8 protein-coding genes are annotated in these 20,638 nt (G+C 68.5%); 6 read left to right on the top strand and 2 right to left on the bottom strand.

The genetic code is table 11. From position 1 onward, the window contains the following. Window positions 1-94: 94 nt before the first annotated feature. From ACNFIA_RS09945 to ACNFIA_RS09925, 5 genes are read left to right on the top strand one after another with little or no spacing between them, the layout of a single operon-like run. Window positions 95-10,663: a VCBS domain-containing protein gene (locus ACNFIA_RS09945; protein WP_416784482.1), complete on the top strand. Its 10,569-nt coding sequence runs from the start codon at window positions 95-97 to the stop codon at window positions 10,661-10,663. 38 nt (window positions 10,664-10,701) lie between these two features. Beyond that, window positions 10,702-12,243, top strand: a complete 1,542-nt coding sequence (locus ACNFIA_RS09940; protein ID WP_416784480.1) for a TolC family protein — start codon at window positions 10,702-10,704, stop codon at window positions 12,241-12,243. Next, complete coding sequence (locus ACNFIA_RS09935; RefSeq protein ID WP_259755240.1) at window positions 12,230-13,006, top strand: efflux RND transporter periplasmic adaptor subunit; 777 nt, start codon at window positions 12,230-12,232, stop codon at window positions 13,004-13,006. The genes ACNFIA_RS09940 and ACNFIA_RS09935 overlap by 14 nt, the downstream gene beginning before the upstream one ends. Then, window positions 12,999-14,339 carry an efflux RND transporter periplasmic adaptor subunit gene (locus ACNFIA_RS09930; RefSeq protein ID WP_416784478.1) on the top strand — a complete coding sequence of 447 codons (1,341 nt, stop codon included), beginning with the start codon at window positions 12,999-13,001 and terminating at the stop codon, window positions 14,337-14,339. Before ACNFIA_RS09935 ends, ACNFIA_RS09930 begins: the two co-directional genes overlap by 8 nt. A 4-nt stretch (window positions 14,340-14,343) precedes the next feature. Beyond that, a complete protein-coding gene (locus tag ACNFIA_RS09925) occupies window positions 14,344-16,443 on the top strand; it encodes an HlyD family efflux transporter periplasmic adaptor subunit (RefSeq protein WP_416784476.1) in 2,100 nt (699 codons plus the stop codon). A gap of 951 nt (window positions 16,444-17,394) precedes the next feature. On the opposite strand, the gene ACNFIA_RS09920 is transcribed toward ACNFIA_RS09925, so the two are convergent. Together ACNFIA_RS09920 and ACNFIA_RS09915 are read right to left on the bottom strand one after the other, a co-directional pair. Continuing rightward, window positions 17,395-17,535 (bottom strand): hypothetical protein, encoded by a 141-nt coding sequence (locus ACNFIA_RS09920; RefSeq protein WP_259754717.1) that lies wholly within the window; start codon window positions 17,533-17,535, stop codon window positions 17,395-17,397. Between the two features lie 66 nt (window positions 17,536-17,601). Continuing rightward, window positions 17,602-19,551 (bottom strand): hybrid sensor histidine kinase/response regulator, encoded by a 1,950-nt coding sequence (locus tag ACNFIA_RS09915; RefSeq protein WP_259754716.1) that lies wholly within the window; start codon window positions 19,549-19,551, stop codon window positions 17,602-17,604. 191 nt (window positions 19,552-19,742) lie between these two features. Between ACNFIA_RS09915 and ACNFIA_RS09910 the strand changes: the two genes are divergently transcribed. After that, window positions 19,743-20,258, top strand: a complete 516-nt coding sequence (locus ACNFIA_RS09910; RefSeq protein ID WP_416784474.1) for a DUF4142 domain-containing protein — start codon at window positions 19,743-19,745, stop codon at window positions 20,256-20,258. Window positions 20,259-20,638 lie beyond the last annotated feature (380 nt).

Here is a 20,638-nt window from a genome sequence, read left to right as displayed (position 1 = left end):
TGGCGAAAATTGCTTTTCCGACTAGCGTCAATTCCGTAAGCAGATATGCGTAGGACTGCTTTTCTCTTGGGATTGACCAGCTGGAAATAGGGAAATGCAGGCCAAATATCGCTCGAAGGTTTTCCAGCCGGCGGCGCACGCCCTGGCCCTGGAGCAACGCATTCTGTTCGACGGCGCCGCCGCTGCGGCCGTCGACCAGCAACACCACGACAGCACCGCCGCCGAGGCGAAGGACACCGCCCAGCCGGCCACCGCCGTCGAAGCCCGCGCCCAGGCCGCCGCGCCCGCCCAGCCCGCGCCGCGCAACCTGGTGGTGATCGACGCCCGCCTGGAGAACCGCGACCAGCTCGCCGCCAACCTGCCGGTGGGCTCCAGCGCGCTAGTGGTGGACACCGGCCAGGACGCCATTGCCGCGATCAGCAATGCGCTGGCGCAGCTGGGCAAGGTGGATTCCATCCAGATCTTCTCCCACGGCGCCACCGGCCAGTTCACCCTGGGCAACCAGACCTTCACCCGCCAGAGCGTCGACCAGCTGGGCGAGCGCCTCAGCGCCTGGCGCGGCGAACTCAACGCCGGGGCGGACATCCAGCTGTATGGCTGCGACGTCGGCGCGGGCAGCGCCGGGCAGGCGCTGGTCGATGAACTGGCGCGCTGGACCGGCGCGGACGTCGGTGCGTCCAGCAATGCGACCGGCGCCCGCAGCGCCGGCGGCGACTGGGACCTGGAAGTGCGCGCCGGCGACGTGGACAAATCCATCGCCCTGGGCGCCGATACCCTCGTCAGCTTCCAGGGCCTGCTGGCCAACGCCAGCCCCACCGTGGCCATGGGCAGCGGCGGCGCGGGCGTGCGCCTGGGCGATACCTTCACCTTCGACGTGATCTTCAGCAACCCGTCCACCCAGGTGGGCTACGCGCCCTATATCGACCTGTTCATGCCGGCCACCGGGCGCGACGGCAACGACGGCGCCACCTTCGTCTCCGCCACCTACCTGGGCCAGGCGGTGAAAAGCTTTGTGATCACCTTCGACGCCAGCGGCAACGCCACCCACCCGCTGGCCAAGGACGCCAACGGCAACGCCCTGGTGATCAACGCCGCCAGCGTCGGCATGAAGCCCGGCGACCAGATGGTGGTGCTGCAACTGCCCTACGCCAGCGTCACCAGCGGCCAGCCGGCCATCGACATCCAGGTCACCGCGCAACTGAGCAACCTGGCCGACACCAGCTATTCCGACGGCGCGCCCAACCTCACCATCAATGCCCGGGGCGGCTTCGAGTACGGCAACGATTCGCTGAACAACCCCGCGCAGGACCCGACCCTGGTGGAGGCCGCGCTGCACAGCTTCGTGGTCACCCCGACGCTGCTGTCGGTGACCCAGACGGTGAACATGCCCGAGGGCGAGACCGTCACGGGGCCGAACTTCACCCGCACCGAGACGGTCACCGTGACCCCGGCCCCCGGCCAGACGCTGACCAACGTCACCGTCACCCAGACCGTGCCGGACCAGGTCCACGTCAGCTCCATCACCCCCGGCGCCGGCGGCACCCTGACCTCCATCACCCTGCACGACGGCACCGTGCTGACCAACCCGACGCTGATCGCCGCGGCGCTGAACAACCCCAATGTGTTCGTCGCCAGCTACAGCATCCACTACGACACCCTGAGCGCCGCCAGCACCACCACGGTCGGCTTCTACGTGCCGGAGATCGACGCGGCCGGGCGCCCGGTGCTCGACCCCGCCACCGGCAACCCGCGCACCATCATCTTCGGCACCGCCACCGTGAGCGGCGACTGGAACCCGCTGGACGTGCGCGACCGTCCCCTCGACCCGGACGGCTACCCCTTCACCGTCACCGGCGATGGCGCGGGCGTCACCTTCGTCGCCAAGTCCATCACCCTGCTCAAGACGGTGAACCTGCAGAACGACGTCGGCAGCGTCGGCATCACCCCCGGCGATACGCTGCGCTACACCATGGACGTGGCGATTTCCGATTTCTACGCCTTCGGCAAGAACATCCTCGGCCAAGGCACCTTCACCGTCACCGACCAGCTCAGCGACGGCCAGACCTTCTCCGCCGCCAACCCGCCGAGCATCGTCATCCAGCAGCACGGCGGCACCCAGGTCATCCCGGTGATCTACACCGCCACGGTGAATGCCGACGGCAGCACCACGCTGGTCTTCGACATCGGCGCCTCCATCGCCGCCGCCGTGCAGGGGCCGGGCCTCTACGCACTGTTCGGCGACCTCTGGGATGGCGATGCGCAGGAAGGCGCCACGCGGATGTCCATCGTCTACGACGCCACCATCGACACCACCTACACCACCGACCACCCGCCCCACGACCAGCTCAACGAAGGCGACAGCGTCAGCAACAAAGCGGTGGTGGACGCCACCGTGCTGCGCGACTCGGTGAACCTGGGCGGCGAGCAGACCGACGGCTCCGCCACCACCAGCACCATCCAGACCTCGCAGATCGACATCCAGCTGACCCAGGTGAACGGTGGCGCGCCCGGCAGCAGCGAACTGCGCCCCGGCGACGTGGTGACCTTCACCATCACCTACGACCTGCTGGTGGCGGACTACGAGAACTTCACCCTCACCGCCTACCTGCCGCTGCCGCTGCTCACCTCCCAGGTGGTCGACTGGACCCAGGGCACCGGTGTCGGCCAGTGGACCTTCGGCGCCGGCAACAACATCGGCGACGTGCCGGACTCCGTGCGCACCGGGCCGGGCAACTCGATCATCTTCAACTTCGGCAACTACGCCTCCACGGGCCTCAACGGCGCCCGCGTGCAGGTGCAATTCACCATGCGAGTGGGCGACCAGCCCTTCGCCGACCAGCGCGAACTCGACGTGCTGGCGCAGTCCAGCCAGACCACCACCATCGACAAGACGGTGCTGATCTCCTCGGACGTGGCGGTGATCGAATCGGTCGCCGAGCCGGTGCTGGACATCAAGCACGGCGTGGTCTCCACCACCCACGGCACGGTGACCGGCACCACCGGCACCTGGGCCCAGCCGGGCACCAGCGGCGTGCCCTTCAGCGGCAGCGTCACCAGCCTGGCGGCGGTGGACGGCAACGTCAGCGGCATCGACGGCGCCGACACCCTGCGCCTGGCCACGGCGATCAAGAACAGCGGCGGCGGCAACGCCTTCGACGTGTCCACCGGCATCACCCTGCCGGCGGGCCTGGCCTTCGTCGGCGGCAGCCTGTCCAGCGCCAACCTGCAGATCCATCGCGGCGACGGCACGCTGCTGGTGCAGGGTGTGGACTACAGCGTGAGCGGCAACAGCATCACCTTCCTCGACGCCAACAACCAGGGCACCCTGCTCGCCGGCCGCGCCGGCACCGCCAATGACCTATCCGGCGCCAACGTGGTGGTGATCACCTACGACGTCACCGTCGATAACGCCATCCTCGCCTCGCGCACCCTGCAGAGCAGCGCCGCGCTGACCCACTACGCCAGCGTCGAGGGCGGCCAGGACTTCACCCCGGTGGACCTCGTCGAGGTCGCCAACCAGCAGGTGGCCGCGCCGAGCATCAGCAAGACCTACCAGAACGGCAGCCTCAGCGACGACGACTCCAGCGCCAGCCACACCACCGGCAGCAACCTGGTGATCGGCGAGAAGATGACCTACGACATCGTCGTCACCCTGCCCGAAGGCAGCACCGCCAACCTGCGCCTGGCCGACCTGATCCCGCCGGGCCTGCGCCTGGATCTCACGGCATTCGGCGGCGCCGGGTACCAGATCATCACCACGGCCGCCGGCAGCGGCGCGCTGGGCCTGGATTTCGCCGGCAACGTCAGCGTCCTCAGCTTCAGCGGCGACGGCAGCGATGGCGGCGACCTGAACCTGGTGTTCAGCGCCGCGGGCTCCGCGGCGGACAACAACCTGGGCAACAACGCCTTCGTCATCCGCCTGGTGCTGGTGGCGAGTAATGTGCAGGGCAACCAGCAGGGCGTCACCCTGAACAACGGCGCGCAGCTGACCTACAGCGACCCCGACGGCGACACGCCCAATGGCGCCACGGCGGTCGACCGCACCGTCGCCAGCCCGCAGCAGCCGGCGGTGACCATCGTCGAGCCGACCCTGACCGTCAGCCAGCAGGTGCTCTCCACGCCCACCTACGGCGGCTTCGACGAAGGCGACACGGTCACCTACACCATCACCATCGGCAACACCTCCGGCACCAATGCCTTCGACCTCAGCCTGCTGAACATCCTGCCCACGCAGATGGACAACATCGTCATCAGCGGCACGGTCTACAACGGCGGCGCCACCAACAACGGTGGCGTGGACTTCGTCATCCAGAACGGCCAGCTGGTCACCGCCAGCGGCGCCAACATCGATATCGCCAACGGCGGCAGCATCGTCATCACCCTGACGGGCGTGGTGAACGCCACGGCAGCCGGCCAGGCGGTCATTTCCAACAGCGTCGTGGTGCGCTGGACCAGCCTGGACGGGCTCAGCAACGCCACCGACACCGCCGCTGGCGAACGCGGCGGCGACGACGGGTTGCTCAACTCCGGCGTGCTCAACGACTACCGGCAGATCAACACGCTGCTGATCCCGGTCACCAACGGCATCCAGGTGTCCCGCGTGGGCGGCCTGGACGCCACGCCACCGGCCACCAACAGCTCGGGCGTCACCGATACCGCCGGGCTGGAGGAAACCGTGGTGGTCGGCGAGATCGTCCGCTACCGCGTGGCGGTCGTGGTGCCCACCGGCGACAACCCCAACTACCAGATCCGCATCGAGCTGGCCGCCGGGCTGGAATTCATCCCCGCCGACCTCAACAACATCCTCATCGCCCTGGGCTCCAGCGCCCTCGGCGGGCTGACCACCGACGCCACCAACCTCATCAGCGGCGGCACCCTGGGCATGGTCGGCAACCAGAACAGCGACGTCTCGCTGCCGATCCACCCGGACCTGTCCGGCGACAAGCCCACCGGCATCTTCGACATCAACAGCGGCCGCCTGCAGATCGTCACCAATGCCGACGGCAGCCAGACCGTGACCTTCAGCCTGGGCAACCTGACCAACACTGAGGTCAACGACGGCGACATCGAGGGTGTGATCCTCGAGTTCAACGTCCGCGTCGCCAACATCGCCGGCAACCAGAGCGGCAAGCAACTGAGCGTGAACGTGTTCGAACACGTCGGCGACAACGGCGGGGTCGATCGCGGCCACAGCGCCACGGTCTTCGAGCACGTGGTGGAACCGAGCTTCACCGGCATGGACAAGTCGGTGATCGACATCGCCGCCGGCAGCGTCGCCGGCACCACCTCGGCCACCGTGTCGGTCGGTTTCACCCAGAACGGCGAGGTGCCGGCCTACAACGTCGTGCTGCGCGACCAGTTCCCCAACGGCAGCGACTACGCCATCCAGAGCATCGTCATCAACGGCACCTCCTACACCACCGGCACCCTGCCCGCCGGCGTCACCGCCAGCATCGTCGGTGGCCAGGTGGTGCTCACCTTCGACCAGTTGGACGTCGGCGACACGGTGCAGGTGGTCTACAGCGTCACCCTACCCAACACCATCGTTCCCGACGACGCCAGCAGCTCGGCGGTGCTGACCTGGACCAGCCTGCCCACCAGCTTCGAGAACGCCGGCTGGGGCGGCTCGTGGCCACTGGCCGCCGGCGGCGTGGATGGCGAGCGCACCGGCCAGGACGGCGCGAGCGGGCTGAACAACTACATCCTCAGCGACGGCGCCGGCATGGGCGTGGTGCAAGGCACCCTGTGGGATGACACGAAATCGGCCACCAACAGCGTGACGCCCGACGGCCCCGGCCTGGGTGGCATCGGCGTGACCCTGACCTGGGCCGGCGACGACGGCCTGTTCGGCACCGGCGACGACCGCCTCTTCAGCACCACGACGGCCGCCGACGGCACCTACCAGTTCGCCATCCTGCCCTCGGGCAACTACCTCGTCGCGGTGGCGCAGAACTTCGCCCAGGCGAGCAACAACCGCTTCCACGTGCGCGTCGATACCGACACCGGCACCTCCACCGTGGGCCTGGGCAGCATCAACCTGAACCTCGCCGAAGGCGCCATCGGCATCGCCGACGCCGGCTACGTGCACCTCAACGAAGCACCGATCAACACCGTCGCCGACCAGCATGGCGCGGAAGACACCGTACTGCACATCGTCGGCCTGGCCACCAGCGACGTCGACGTCAACGCCGGCAATGCCGACGGCATCATGACCGTCACCCTCAGCGTGGTGCACGGCGTGCTCTGGCAGAGCGCGACGACGCCCGGCGCGAGCGACGTGCCCCCGGCCGGCGCGGGGCGCACCCTGGTGCTCACCGGCACCCTGCAGCAGATCAACGTGCTGCTCAGCCAGCTCTATTACAAGGGCGACCAGGACTTCAACACCTTCCGCGACCGCGAAACCCTGACCATGGTCACCAACGACCAGGGCAACTTCGGCGACGCGGACGGCGATGGCATCCCCGGCGAAAACCCCGACGACGCGCTGAAGGACACCGACACGCTGAACATCGTCATCGACCCGGTGAACGATGCCCCCATCGCCAATCCCGACCTGGCCATCGCGCTGGAAGCCGGTGGCCTGAACAACGCCGACCCCGGCATCGATCCCACCGGCAATGTGCTGACCAACGACACCGACGTCGACATCCAGACCAACAACGACGTGCTCCGGGTCACCCGCCTGGAGAACTCCTTCGGCGGCTTCGTCACGGTGCCGGCTACCGGCGTGGTGAGCCTCGCGGGCCGCTACGGCACGCTGTTCATCACTGCCAGCGGCGGCTTCCAGTACGTGGTCGACAACAACAACGCCGCGGTCCAGGAACTGCGCACCACGGCCGACTTTCTGCGCGAGTCCTTCGGCTACTTCATTGCCGACACGGGCGGCCTGACCAGTTCGACCTCCCTGACCATCGACATCCACGGCGCCAACGACACCCCCATCGCCAGTGGCGACACCGGCACCGCTATCGAGGCCGGCGGCACCAGCAACGGCACGCCCGGCCAGGACGCCACCGGCAACGTACTGACCAACGACACCGACGTGGACTCGGTGGCCCTGGGCGAGACCAAGGCCGTCAGCCTCGTTCGCTACGACGGCCCCGGCGGCGGACGGATCTTCGCCGTCAGCCCCGGCGCGGCGACCACGGTGCAGGCCAGCTTCGGCCGCCTGACCATCAATGCCGACGGCTCCTACCGCTACGTGGTCGACAACAGCCTGCCGGCGGTGCAGGCGCTCTCCCCCGGCGAGTCGCTGGTCGAAGACTTCACCTACCAGATGACCGACGCCGGCGGGCTGAGCTCCATCACCACCCTGACCATCACCCTTCGCGGTGCCAACGACGCACCGGTGGCGGTGGATGACCACGCCAGCGCCACGGCCGGCGCCAGCGACGGCAGCCCGGCGCCGGTCAACGCTAGCGGCAATGTGGTCGCCGGTGTCGGCGGCGTCGGTGCCGACACCGACGTCGACCACGCCGACCAGCCCAACGCCACGAAGCTCAAGGTCGATGGCGTGCGCTCCGGCCTGGAAAGCGCGGGCGGGGCACTCACCGGCGTCGCCAGCGGCATCACCACGACGATCACCGGCACCGTCGCGCGGCTGGGCAACGGCAGCCTGATCAGCGGCAGCTTCGGCCAGCTCGCCATCAACGACGACGGCACCTTCACCTTCACCGTCAACAGCGCCGACCCGGCCATCCGCGCGCTCGCCGCCAACCAGAGCCTGGACGTGATCTTCACCTACCGCATCCACGACACCGGCGGGCTGACCGACCAGGCGCAACTGGTGATCACCGTCACCGGGGTCAACGACCCGCCGGTGGTCAACCCGGTCAGCGTGGACGCCATCGAAGCCGGCGGCCTGCTCAACGCCACCCCCGGCCTGGACCCGAGCGGCAGCATCCGCGGCGCCTACAGCGACCCGGACGGCGACCCCGTGACCATCACCGGTTTCATCAACTTCAACGGCGCCTCCGGCACCCTCGGCCAGAGTCTGGTGGGCCGCTTCGGCAGCCTGGTGCTCGACGCCCAGGGCAACTACCGCTACGTGGTGGACAACAACAACCCGCTGGTGGAGGCGCTGCGCACCCACCAGCAAACCCTCAGCGACGTCTTCCAGTACACCGTCAGCGACGGCCAGGGCAAATCCGTCAGCGCAAGCTTCACCATCGTCATCCACGGCCGCGACGACACCCCCATCGCCCTGGACGACAGTGGCATCGCCATCGAGGCCGGCGGTACCAACAACGCCACGCCGGGCGTGCCCGCCCTCGGCAATGTGATGACCAACGACCTCGACGTCGACGGCACCAGCTATGGCGAGACGCGCACCCTCGACGCCCTGCACACCGGGGCCAAATCCACCAATGGCGCATTCCTCAGCCTGGTCAACGGGACGCGCACCCTGGACGGCAACTACGGCAGCCTCACCCTCAATGCCGACGGCTCCTACCGCTACGTGGTCAACGACAGCCTCGCCGCCGTGCAGGCGCTCAAGACCGGCGACAGCCTGACGGAAGTCTTCACCTACCGCATGCACGACACCGACGGCGCCGCCTCCATCGCCCAGCTGACCATCACCATCGAAGGCCGCTACGACGCCCCGGTGGCCCACGACGACATCAACTACGCGGTGGCCAACCTCGACGGCAGCGGCGGGCGCAACCCCACCGGCAACGTGATCAGCGGCCTGGGCGTGCTCGGTACCTACTTCGGTACCGACACCGATATCGATGCCGGGGATCACATGGTGGTCACCGGCATCGGCGTCGGCGCGGAGAACCGCACCCCGCCGCTGACCGCCGTGCCGGCCGGCACCAGCAACGCCAATGGCCAGGTCATCCAGGGCGTCTTCGGCACCCTGGTGATCGGCGCCGACGGCAGCTACCGGTACGTCGTCGACAGCACCAACCCCACCATCGTCTCCCTCGGGCCGCTGGCCTTCGCCATCGAATCCTTCACCTACCAGGTGACCGACGACGGCGGCCTCAGCGACCAGGCCACACTGTTCATCATCATCCGCGGGCGCAACGACCCGCCGGTGACCGAGCCCGACTTCGGCACCGCGGTGGAGGACGGCGGCCTGCACAACGCCATACCGGGCAGCAACCCCTCGGGCAACGTGCTGGCCAACGACACCGACCCGGACACCATCACCAGCATCCCGCAGGACGTGATGCACGTGGTCTCCTTCTGGGCAGGCGACGGCCCGCCCCCGGCCGATGCCGCCGTGCCCGGGCAGACCCTGCGAGGGCTGTACGGCAACCTGACGATCAACGACGACGGCAGCTGGAACTACGTGCTGGACAACTCCCTGCCCGAGGTCGAGGCCCTGCGCGCCAGCGGCCAGACCCTGCAGGACCGGTTCACCTACCTGGGCGCGGACATCTGGGGCGGCGCGACGCCGGGCGTGCTCACCGTCGTCATCGACGGGCGCAACGACACCCCCATCGCCAGCGACGACAGCGCCCTGGCCGTGGAGGCCGGCGGCGTCAACAACGGCACTCCCGGCGTCGACCCGCGCGGCAACGTGCTGGACAACGACACCGACGTCGACGGCGTGCAGTACGGCGAAACCAAGGCGGTTGTGGACTTCACCAACCAGAACGGCAGCACGGCCAGCGCCGGCAGCGTCCTGCAAGGTCTCTACGGCAAGCTGGTCATCAATGCCGATGGCAGCTACGAGTACCGTGTCGACAACGACAACCCGACCGTGCAGGCCATGCGCAGCGCCAACGAGAAGCTGCAGGAAGTCTTCACCTACCGCATGCGCGACACCGCCGGTGCCACTTCGGATGCGCGCCTGACAGTGGTCATCCAGGGCGCCAACGACAACCCGGTGGCACGCGACGACAGCAACAGCGCCACCGACCAGACGCCGGCCCCGCAGGCCACCGGCAACGTGCTGCCCAACGACAGCGACGTGGATGGCGGCGACTCGCTGACCGTCACCGGTATCCGTACCGGCCAGGAAACCGACGGCGGCAGCGCCGGTGTGATCGGCCAGCCGATTGCCGGGCGCTACGGCACGCTCGTGCTCAACGCCGACGGCAGCTACACCTACACCATCGACCTGAGCAACCGCGAAGTGCTGGCGGCGGCCGGGCTCGGGCAGGTGCTCAAGGACTACTTCACCTACACCATCAGCGACCTGGCAGGCGCCACCGATGAAGCGGTGCTGACCATCACCCTGGACATCGCCACGCCCTACATCCCGCCGGGCCCGCATTTCGACCGTTTCGGCGACGACGGCTACCCGCGTGATCGTCTTCCCGACGTGGACCCGGCGATCTTCGTGCAACCGGTGGTCGAGCGCATCGACGACCGCCTCTCGCTCTCCGCCTGGGGCGCCGACGGCAGCAACATCGATATCTTCGCCACGCCGGAGATCGAGAGCCCGTCGCTGGGCGCCAACCTCGGCCAGGTGAAGGGCCAGTTCGTCGCCCGCGCCGTGGCCGAGAGTCGCCGCGCGGCGGCCCTGGACAAGAACTGGGTGGACGGCCGCCACGGCGTCATCAGCCTCAGCGCCGACGGGCTGCTGCCCGATCCGTCGCTGTGGGCACCCTTCCCCGCCGACATGGTCGGCAAGACCGATAAAGCACAGACCGCAGCGGGCTTCCGCGCCCAGCTGCGCGAGGCCGCCCAACGCCGGAGCGGCCAATGAGGAACGCGCGCCCCCTTTGCACGGATCAAGGAAAGAACATGCCCGCCTACGCCCTGAAATGCCTGAGCGCCACCATCACCGTCAGCGTCCTCCTCAGCGCCTGCTCGGCGTTCGAGCCCAAGCCCTACACCGAGGAGGAAATGCGCCAGCGGGTGATCGACGACCAGGCGCGGATGTACAAGGAACAGGAACCGGTCAGCGGGCCGATCACCTTCTACGAAGCCTCGGCGCGGGCCCTGAAGTACAACCTGGACTACCGCCTAAAGCTGCTGGAAAGCGCGCTGGCCTCCGACCTGCGCGACGTCACCAGCCACGAGATGCTGCCGCGGGTGGTCGCCTCCGCCGGCTACGCCGGGCGCAACAACGATTCGGGCGGCACCTCCATCGGCATCGAGGACCGCCAGGTCAGCCTGCGCCCGTCCACCTCCGAAGAGCGCTACCGCCAGCTCTACAGCCTCGGCCTGTCCTGGAGCCTGCTGGACTTCGGCGTGGCCTACTACCGCACCCAGCAGAAGAACGACCAGATGCTGATGGCCGAGGAGCGCCGCGAGAAGGTCGCGCAGAACGTCCTGCAGGACGTGCGCAACGCCTACTGGCGCGCCCTGGGCGCCCAGCGCCTGCTACCGGAAGTCGACGGCCTGCTGCTGCGCACCCACCGCGCCCTGACGTCCGCCCGCGAGGCCGAGGGCAAGGGCCTGCTGCCGCGCCAGGACATCCTCGCCTACCAGCGCGCCCTGCTCGACTCGGTGTATATGCTCACCGTGCGCCGCCAGGACCTGGAGTTCGCCCGCGCCGAACTGGCGGCACTGATGTCGCTGCCGCCCAACACCAAGATGGTCCTGGCCGACGTCGGCGAGCAGCCGCTGCCGCTGGTGACCAACAACGTCGAGCAGCTCGAACGCCTGTCGCTGGAACGCCGCCCGGAAATCATGGAGGAGTGGTACAGAAAGCGCGTCGACATGAACGACCTGAAGGTCGCCAAGGCCCAGCTGTGGCCCAACATCAGCTTCAACTACGGCTACGAGTACGACTCCAACAAGTACCTGTACAACAACGACTGGAACCAGACCGGCATCAACGTCTCGATGAACCTGCTGCGCCTGGCCCAGTACCCGGACATCAAGGCCGCCGAGGCCAGCCAGGAGAAGACCGACGACATGCGTCGCACGGCGCTGTCCATGGCCATCCTCACCCAGGTCCGGGTCGGCCTGCTGCGCTATCAGCTGGCGAAGCAGGAAGTGGAGTTCGCCGACGAAAGCCTGCGCGTCGACCAGAGCCTGCTCAGCTACGCCCAGTCCGCCCGTGGCGCCGCCCTGGGCAGCGAGCTGGAGCTGATCCGCGCCGAAGGGCGCTACCTGCTCTCGCGCTACCAGCGCGAAGCCGCCTACTCCGACGCCCAGGCCGCCTGGGGCCGGCTGTACAACTCGGTGGGCTTCGAGGTGATGCCCAAGGAGATCGAGAACCACGACGTGAAGACCCTCGCGCGGGAGATCCAGCGCACCCTGGAACAGCAGACCAGCACCAACCTGCTCGCCAGTACCTCCAGTGGCAAAGAAGGAACCGCCAATGCCGCGCCGTAAGCCGTACCTGCTCCTCCCGTTGTGCCTGATGTTGCTCCAGCCGGCACTGGCCGATGACGCCCCCGGCGGCCTGCCGCCCTTGCCCGACAACCAGGACCCGGGCGCCATCCGCGTGCTGCTGGTGTCCAACCTGGAAACCACCCTCTCCGCGCAGATGAACGGCACCCTGGGTGCGCTCAAGGCGAGCCTGGGCGACAAGGTCGCCAAGGACGCCGAACTGGCCCAGCTCAACTGCGTGGAAGTGAACGCCCGCGCCAAGGTCGCCGCCGCCGAGCTGAACATGGCCCGCACCAACCTGGCCGCCAAGCAGAACCTGCGCAAGCTCGACGCCGTGGGCGACCTGGAAGTCGCCATGGCCAACACCGAGGTGCAGAAGGCCGACGGCGCCCTCACCCTGGCCCGCGCCCAGGCCGGCTACTGCCTGGTCGATGCGCCGTTTTCCGGGCGCATCGCCAAGGTCTACGTCAAGCCGTACCAGACGGTGACCGCCGGCACGCCGCTGTTCGACCTGGTCAGCGACGGCGCCTTGAAGGTCCGCCTCAACGTGCCCTCCTCCATGCTGCCCAGCCTGCGCCCGGACATGCCGCTGGAGGTGGACATCCACGAAACCGGCAAGCACTACCCGGCCAAGGTCAGCGTGATCAACGCGCGGGTCGATGCCGTGGCGCAGACCGTGGAACTGGAGGCGAAGCTGGACGCCAGCTACCCCGAATTGATCGCCGGCATGAGCGGGGTCGCGCGCTTCCCCGAAAGCCATGAGTGAGCTGCTGCCGCCCCCCCAGCTGCTGCTGAGCCTGGCCAATGTGCGCGACAAGGCGCTGGGCGCCGATGCCCTCGGCGCCCTGGCCTTCAGCATCGCCAACGACCTGTTCCCGCTGCTGCGCTTCCACCAGGCGCTGGTGTTCGCCTGCCACGACTCGCGCAACGAGCTGCTGGCGGTGTCCGGGCTGGCCAAGCCGACGGAGGACTCGCCCTATCTGGTCTGGCTGGAGCGCGCCAGCCGCTGGGTCGCCACGCAACTGCCCGACGCCACGCCCACCTGGCTGGCACGCGACGCCATCGAGCCGCCGGCGGACATCGCCGAGGGCTGGAGCGAGTGGTGGCCGGCCGGCCTCTGGTGCGTGCCGCTGCACGACCGCGCCGGCAAGCGCCTGGGGCTGGTGCTGTTCCTCCTCGACGAGCCGCCGGCGCGCAACCTGCAACCGCTGCTGCTGGGCATCTGGCAGACCTGGGCCCACGCCTGGGCGGCGTTCGGCCCGCGCCCGCGCCTGCGCTTCTGGCGGCCGAGCAGGCGCCAGGTGCTGGTCGGGGTGATCGCGCTGGCGGCGCTGCTGCTGATCCCGGTACGGCAGACCGCCCTGGCGCCGGCGGAAGTCGTCTCGCGCAACGCCCAGGTGATCAGTTCGCCCATCGACGGGGTCATAGTGAAAATGCTGGTGCGCCCGAACCAGAGCGTCGAAGTGGGCACACCGCTCTTCGAGCTGGACGAAACCACCCTGCGCAGCCGCGCCGACGTGCTGGCCAAGGAAGTCGCCGTGGCCGACGCCGAACTCATGGCCGCCAGCCAGCGTGCCTTCGACAATCCGCAGAGCAAGAGCGAACTCACCGTGCTCGACGGCCGCGCCCGCCAGCGCCGCGCCGAGCTGGCCGCCGTGCAGGCGCAACTGGCGCGCACCCGCGTGCTCGCGCCGCGCGCTGGCGTCGCCGTGTACAGCGACCCCAACGACTGGCTGGGCAAGCCGGTGGTGACCGGCGAGCGCATCCTGCAGATCGCCGATCCGACGGCGCCGGGCATGCGCATCCAGCTGCCGGTGGCCGACGCCATCGCCCTGGACCCGGGGGCGCCGGTGGCGCTGTTCCTCACCGCCTACCCGCTCGACCCGCTGCACGGGGAGATCCTCGACACCAGCTACCAGGCCAAGCCCAGCGACGAAGGCGTGGCCTCCTACCGCCTGCTGGCCAGCGTGGAGGACACCCCGCCCCATGCGCGCCTGGGCCTGCACGGCACCGCCAAGCTGTATGGCGAGCGCGTGGTGCTCGGCTACTACCTGCTGCGCCGGCCGCTGGCGTCGCTGCGCGCCTGGACCGGCTGGTGACGCCATGGACATCGCCGCCGAAGACCTGCCCACCCCGCCGCTGCGCGACGACCTGCGCCTGGACGAAGCCGCGCCCGGCCCGGACGGCGAGCCGGTGTGGGTGATCCAGGACAGCGTGCTCAACCGCTTCTACCGCATCGGCTGGCTGGAGTTCGAATGCCTGCTGCGCTGGGAGCAGACGCCCCGGCAGATCAGCGAGCAGATCGCCGAACAGACCGCGCTCAAGCCCGACGCCGAACAGGTCCTGGGCTTCCGCCAGTTCCTGGAGAACCACCAGCTGCTGCGCCCCGGCCCGGAAGCCCTGGCGCGCCTGGCCGCGCGCAGCCAGGGCAGGCAATGGACGACCTGGAACTGGTGGCTGCACCACTACCTGTTCTTCCGTATTCCGCTGGTCCGCCCGCAGCGCTTCCTGCGCGCCATCGCCGGCAGCCTCGACTGGCTGTTCAACCGCTACGTGGCGATGCTGGTGCTGCTGCTCAGCCTCGCCGGCATCGTCCTGGTGGCACACCAGTGGGACACCTTCACCCATGACGTGGTGGAGTCCTTCTCCCTCGAGGGCCTGCTCAGCTTCGCCGCCGCGCTGCTGGTGGCCAAGACACTGCACGAGCTGGGGCATGCGCTGGTAGCGACGCGGCTGGGCTTGAAGGTCGCGCACATGGGCATCGCCTTCGTGGTCATGTGGCCGATGCTCTACACCGACACCGGCGAGAGCTGGAAGCTGCGCAGCAACCGCCAGCGCCTGGCGATCGCCAGCGCCGGGATCATCACCGAACTGGGCCTGGCCGGGCTCTCGACCCTGGGCTGGGCGCTGGCCGACCCCGGCCCGCTGCGCAACGCCCTGCTGTACCTGGCCACCACCAGCTGGGCGCTATCGCTGGCGCTGAACGCCAGCCCCTTCATGCGCTTCGACGGCTACTTCATCGTCTCCGACCTGCTGGACTTCCCCAACCTGCACGAGCGCGCCGGTGCCCTCGCCCGCACCACCCTGCGGCGCACCCTGCTGGGCCTGGACGAGCCCTGGCCGGAGCACTTCCCCACCGGCAAGCGCCGGCTGCTGGTGGCCTTCGCCTTCGGCACCTGGGTGTACCGGCTGCTGCTGTTCCTCGGCATCGCCGTGGCGGTCTATTACTTCTTCTTCAAACTCCTGGGGATCTTCCTGTTCGCCGTGGAAATCAGCTGGTTCATCGTTCAGCCCGTGTGGCGCGAACTCAAGGTCTGGTGGCAGCGCCGCGCGCACGTGAAGCCGCGACGCAAGTGGGTGTTCCTCGCGCTGCTCGGCGCCCTCGTCCTGCTGCTCGCCATCCCCTGGCGCACCCAGGTACACGCCATCGGCGTGGCCCGCGCGGCGCAGCAACTTCACGTCTACGCGCCCTTCCCCGCGCTGCTGCGCGACCTGCGGCCCGGCAGCGAAGTCAACCAGGGCGAGACGCTGGCGGTGATGGAAGAGCCGGACATCGCCGCCAAGGTGGTCGGCAGCGAGGCGAGCATCCGCGGTTACCAGGGCCGCCTGGCCGGCATGCTGGCCGACCCGTCGGGCCTTTCCGAAGACGCGGTCACCCGCCAGCGCCTGGGCGTGGAGTACCAGCAGGCCCGCGCCGCCCGCAAGGAAATGGCGCGTCTCAACCTGCAGGCACCCTTCGCCGGCCGCTGGCTGGACGTGAACCCGGACTGGAAGCCCGGCCAGTGGATCAACACCCGCGAGCCCATCGGCGTACTGGTGGACCCACGGCACTGGCTGGTGGACGCGTACGTCAAGCAGGACGAAGTGCAGCGCCTCACCGACGGCGGCCGGGTGCGCTTCTACCCCGAGGGCGTGCCGCGCCCCATCGATGGCCAGGTGGTACTGATCGGCACCACCCGCATCAGCCAGCTGGAGCACCCGATGCTCGCCTCGCGCTACGGCGGCCCGCTGAACGTCAACCCGCAGGGCGAGGCCCTGGTCCCCAACCCGGCGCTGTTCCATGTGCTGGTCCGACTCGACGGCGCCCCACCGGGCCTGCATGAAACCCGCGGCCACCTGCAGATCGAAGGCGCACGGCGCAGCTGGCTGGGCGAAGGCTTCACGCGGTTGCTGGCGGTGGCATTGCGGGAGAGCGGGTTCTAGCAGCGCCTGGCACTGCCGATCGCGGACACCACCCGCACGCACGCCCCGTAGGCGTAGCCCTTGTCCGCGAACTCCCGCGCCACGCCTCCCGTTCCCGCCACGCCTCCCTGTAGGAGCGAGCCATGCTCGCGACCCGCCCCAGCACCGGCCCTGCCGGCTGGCGCTGGCTCTCGTAGGAGCGGATTTATCCGCGAAATCTTCCCGCCGGCAGACACCGACAGGCATCACTCCAGGACTGACCGCCGGCCCTGCCGACGGATCGCGGGCATGGCCCGCTCCTACAGGTCGTGTCGCGCGCGGTACTTCGGAGGAGCGCGCTCGACTCCGGCTGTGGCGAGACAGGTTGGCTGCCTTGCCGAGCTGCGGAGTCCACCGCACCGGATTTCGCGGACAAGGTCCGCTCCTACGAACCCGTCACGCCGGAGCAAACCTGTAGGAGCGTGCCGCGCACGCGATGGCGGACAAAGTCCGCTGTTCCGTGTGGGGCGGTTCGCGAGCAAGAACTAGGCGTCCCCCTCGCTCCTACGAAGAGCGGCTGCGTGACGGCCTGGCTTTGGCTTTGAAGACTTCCAGGAAAACATCCGAACACTCCGACCGCCCCGTTCAGGAGGCCGAGTGGAGTCGGAGTTCCAGGGGTTGAGCGGCATGGATGCCGCGAGAGCCGCGATGGGCCAGGGATGGCCCGTCGCGGCGTGCCCCTGGAACTGCGATGGAGCGAGGGTATTTTTCGCCTGAGCCAAAAACCGGATGTCCGGGGCAAGACCTTTGCCTTCTTTGGGGCGACTGCCAAAGAAGGTCGCCCGAGGGGGCGAAACCACAATACATCCGCCCCCGCCGAAGCGGCGCGGAACACCCAAGTCGACGCAGCCAAACAGGATCGCCATTCGAGCACGAACAAGGCGCCGGCCCTGCCGGCGGATCGCGGGCATGGCCCGCTCCTACAGCGCGGTATCACTGCTCGGGGCGCGGCACGGGTTCCTCCGGGGGCTGCTGCATGGGCACTTCTTCGGGGAAGTCCTCGGGAACCTGGCTCTCGCGATCCGGCGGGGCTTCCTGGGGCTGGGGTTGCTGGGCGTAAGGGGCGGCATGCATGGCGAATCCTCCGGCTGGGCAGTGGTTCCCATTGGGCCGTGCCCGCGGCGCGGAGGTTCGGTTTTTCTACCCGGCGCGCTTCACCTGCAACAGCAGCGCCAGCAACTGCTCGCGGTCGAACGGCTTGGGCAGGCGCAGCACCGAATCGGCCAGCGTGTCGAGTCGACCGGCATAGCCGGTGGTGAGCACGCAGGTCAGCCCCGGATGCGCCTCGCGCACCTGCTGGATCAGCAGCATGCCGTCCATGTCCGGCATGGCGAAGTCGGTGATCATCAGGTCGAACTGCGACTGCTCCAGCAACTGCAACGCCGCCCGCGCCGAGTCGCTGCGCGCGACCTGGCAACCGAGGTCGGCCAGCAACGCGCTGGTGCCGGCCAGCACCAGCGCATCGTCGTCCACCACCAGGACACGCATGCCAAGCGGCTCGGACGGCTCGCCGGGCGCCTGCGCGGACGGTGCCTCGCCGGGTGCCTCGGGCTCCGCCCTGACCTTCACCGCCGGCAACCAGATTTCCGCGGTGGTGCCCAGCCCTGGCGTGCTGCGCAACATCAGCGCACCACCCTGCTGCTGGGCCAACCCGTGAACGATGGACAGCCCCAGCCCCGTGCCCTTGCCGGTCGGCTTCGTGGTGAAGAAGGGCTCGGCCGCGCGGCGCAGGGTATCGATGTCCATGCCCTGCCCGGAATCGGTCACCGCCAGGCAGACATAATCCCCCGGCGCCAGCTTGCCGCTCTGGCGCGGCCCGACCTGGGCGTTACGCGCCGAGAAGGTGATGCTGCCACCGCCGGGCATGGCATCGCGGGCATTGGTGGCCAGGTTGATGATCGCCAGCTCCAGCTGGTTCTGGTCGCTCATCACGCAGTCCAGTTGCAATGGGAAGCGCGTCTCCAGACTGATGGTCGGCCCGAGCGAACTGACCAGCAGCTCGCTCATGTCCTGCAGCAGCGCCGGCAGGTGGATGGGCTGCGGGAACAGCCGCTGCTTGCGGGCGAACGCCAGCATCCGCTGGGTCAGCTGGGCGCCACGGCGGGTGGCTTCCAGCGCGTTGCGCCAGACGGTCTGGATCTTCTCGTTGTCGCGCGGCAGTTGCCGCTCGAGCAGTTGCAGGCCGCCGAGGATCACCGTCAGCAGGTTGTTGAAATCGTGGGCGACGCCGCCGGTGAGCTGGCCCAGGGATTCCATCTTCTGCGATTGGATCAGCTCGTCGCGGGCGCGCTCCAGTTCCTCCTGGGCACGGCGCTTGTCGGTGATGTCGCGGGTGATCTTGGCAAAACCCAGCAGCTTGCCGGTGTCGTCCAGCACCGGGTCGATGACGATGTTGGCCCAGAAGCGCGAGCCATCCTTGCGCATCTGCAGGCGCTCCTCCTCGTAGCGCCCTTCGGCCAGCGCGGTGCTCAGGCTGGCTTCGGGAATGCCGCCCTCGCGGTCCTCCTCGCAGTAGAAGCAATCGAAGCGGCGGCCGATGATTTCTTCCGGGTGATAGCCCTTGATCCGTTCGGCGCCGGGGTTCCAGCTGGTGACGTGGCCCTCGGGGTCGAGCATGTACAGGGCGTAGTCGGTGACCCCGTTGACCAGCAGGCGGAACTGCTGCTCGCTGCGTCGCAGTGCGGCCTCGGTCTCATGTTGTTCGGTGCGGTCGCGGGTGATCTTGGCAAAGCCGAGCAACTCGCCGTCGGCGTTGCGGATGGCATCGATGACGACGTGGGCCCAGAACGAGGTGCCGTCGCGGTGCAGGCGCCAGCCTTCGCTCTCGTAGCGGCCGACGCGCGCCGCCTCGCCCAGGGCCAGCTCGGGCAACCCGGCCTCGCGGTCGGCGGGGGTGTAGAAACGGGAGAAGTGCTCGCCGAGAATCTCGTCCGCGGCATACCCCTTCAGGCGCTGCGCGCCGGAGCTCCAACTGCTGACGCGCCCCTGCGGGTCGAGCATGTAGATGGCGTAGTCGGTGACCGCTTCGACCAGCAGGCGATAGCGCGCGTCCTCGACGAGTTTGGCGGTGCTGTCGATGGTATCGGGCATGAAGTCTGCGCTCCCTTGGCTCATTGGCGCAAAGCATAGGCGCGGCCATCCTACCGCGGATGCCGCCCGGCGGCGCAAGCGATTGCCGCTGGCGTAAAACTCTGAACCCGGTGGCGCTGCGCTCGTCAACCGACTGTGCCTCGACAGGCTGCGCGCCTGCGAGGATCCGTCCACCCGACCGGGAGAATCCCATGAAAGGACCTGCCATCCTGCGCGGCGCCTCACTCTGCGCCACCCTGCTGTTCACCACTCCGCTGCTGGCGGCCGATCCCCACGCCCAGGCGCAGAACTTCGCCAGCGAGGCGTCCGCCGCCGGCCTGGCAGAGATCGACGCCGCCAAGCTGGCGCTGAAGAAGAGCCAGTCCGCGGACGTGAAGACCTTCGCCCAGCACATCATCGACGACCACACCAAGGCCAACACCGAGCTCAAGGCCATCGCCCAGAAGCAGAAGCTCGAGCTGTCCGATTCGCCCAGCGTGGTGAACCAGGCCAAGGCCAAAGTGCTGGACGTGCGTGACGAATCCTTCGACGCGGCCTACGCCAACAACCAGGTCGGCGCCCACGAGGACGCGGTGAAGCTGTTCAGCGATGCGGCCAACAATTCTGCCGACACCGAGATCAAGGCCTTCGCGCAGAAGACCCTGCCGGTGCTGCAGCAGCACCTGGAAATGGCGAAGGAACTGGTGAAGGCGCATCCGTCGAAGTAGCGGGAGGAAGCACGCGTAGGAGCGGACCTTGTCCGCGATTTCCGTCGCGCAGCGATCCGCTGCCGAAGGGAGCGCTGAAGATGGGCGCCTGCCGGCGGAACGCGGATGAATCCGCTCCTACAAAAAAGCCCGGCATGGTGCGTAGGAGCGGACCTTGTCCGCGATTTCCATCGCGCAGCAATCCGCTGCCAAAGGGAGCGCTGAAGCTGGCCGCCTGCCGGCGGATCGCGGAGGAGTCCGTTCCTACAAAAAAGCCCGGCATGGTGCGTAGGAGCGGACTTTGTCCGCGATATCCGTCGCGCGGAATCCGCTAGTGAAGGGAGCGCCGAAACCGGCCGCCTGCCGGCGGATCGCGGATGAATCCGCTCCTACAAAAAGGC

This window comes from Pseudomonas sp. NY15437, from assembly GCF_048068435.1.
Lineage (GTDB): Bacteria > Pseudomonadota > Gammaproteobacteria > Pseudomonadales > Pseudomonadaceae > Pseudomonas > Pseudomonas nitroreducens_B.
This window is presented reverse-complemented; position numbering and strand designations above follow the sequence as displayed.

Coding starts and splice junctions, on each gene's coding strand:
- ACNFIA_RS09945 (WP_416784482.1), top strand. CDS start 95: ATGCAGGCCAAATATCGCTCGAAGGTTTTCCAGCCGGCGGCGCACGCC.
- ACNFIA_RS09940 (WP_416784480.1), top strand. CDS start 10,702: ATGCCCGCCTACGCCCTGAAATGCCTGAGCGCCACCATCACCGTCAGC.
- ACNFIA_RS09935 (WP_259755240.1), top strand. CDS start 12,230: ATGCCGCGCCGTAAGCCGTACCTGCTCCTCCCGTTGTGCCTGATGTTG.
- ACNFIA_RS09930 (WP_416784478.1), top strand. CDS start 12,999: ATGAGTGAGCTGCTGCCGCCCCCCCAGCTGCTGCTGAGCCTGGCCAAT.
- ACNFIA_RS09925 (WP_416784476.1), top strand. CDS start 14,344: ATGGACATCGCCGCCGAAGACCTGCCCACCCCGCCGCTGCGCGACGAC.
- ACNFIA_RS09920 (WP_259754717.1), bottom strand. CDS start 17,535: ATGCATGCCGCCCCTTACGCCCAGCAACCCCAGCCCCAGGAAGCCCCG.
- ACNFIA_RS09915 (WP_259754716.1), bottom strand. CDS start 19,551: ATGCCCGATACCATCGACAGCACCGCCAAACTCGTCGAGGACGCGCGC.
- ACNFIA_RS09910 (WP_416784474.1), top strand. CDS start 19,743: ATGAAAGGACCTGCCATCCTGCGCGGCGCCTCACTCTGCGCCACCCTG.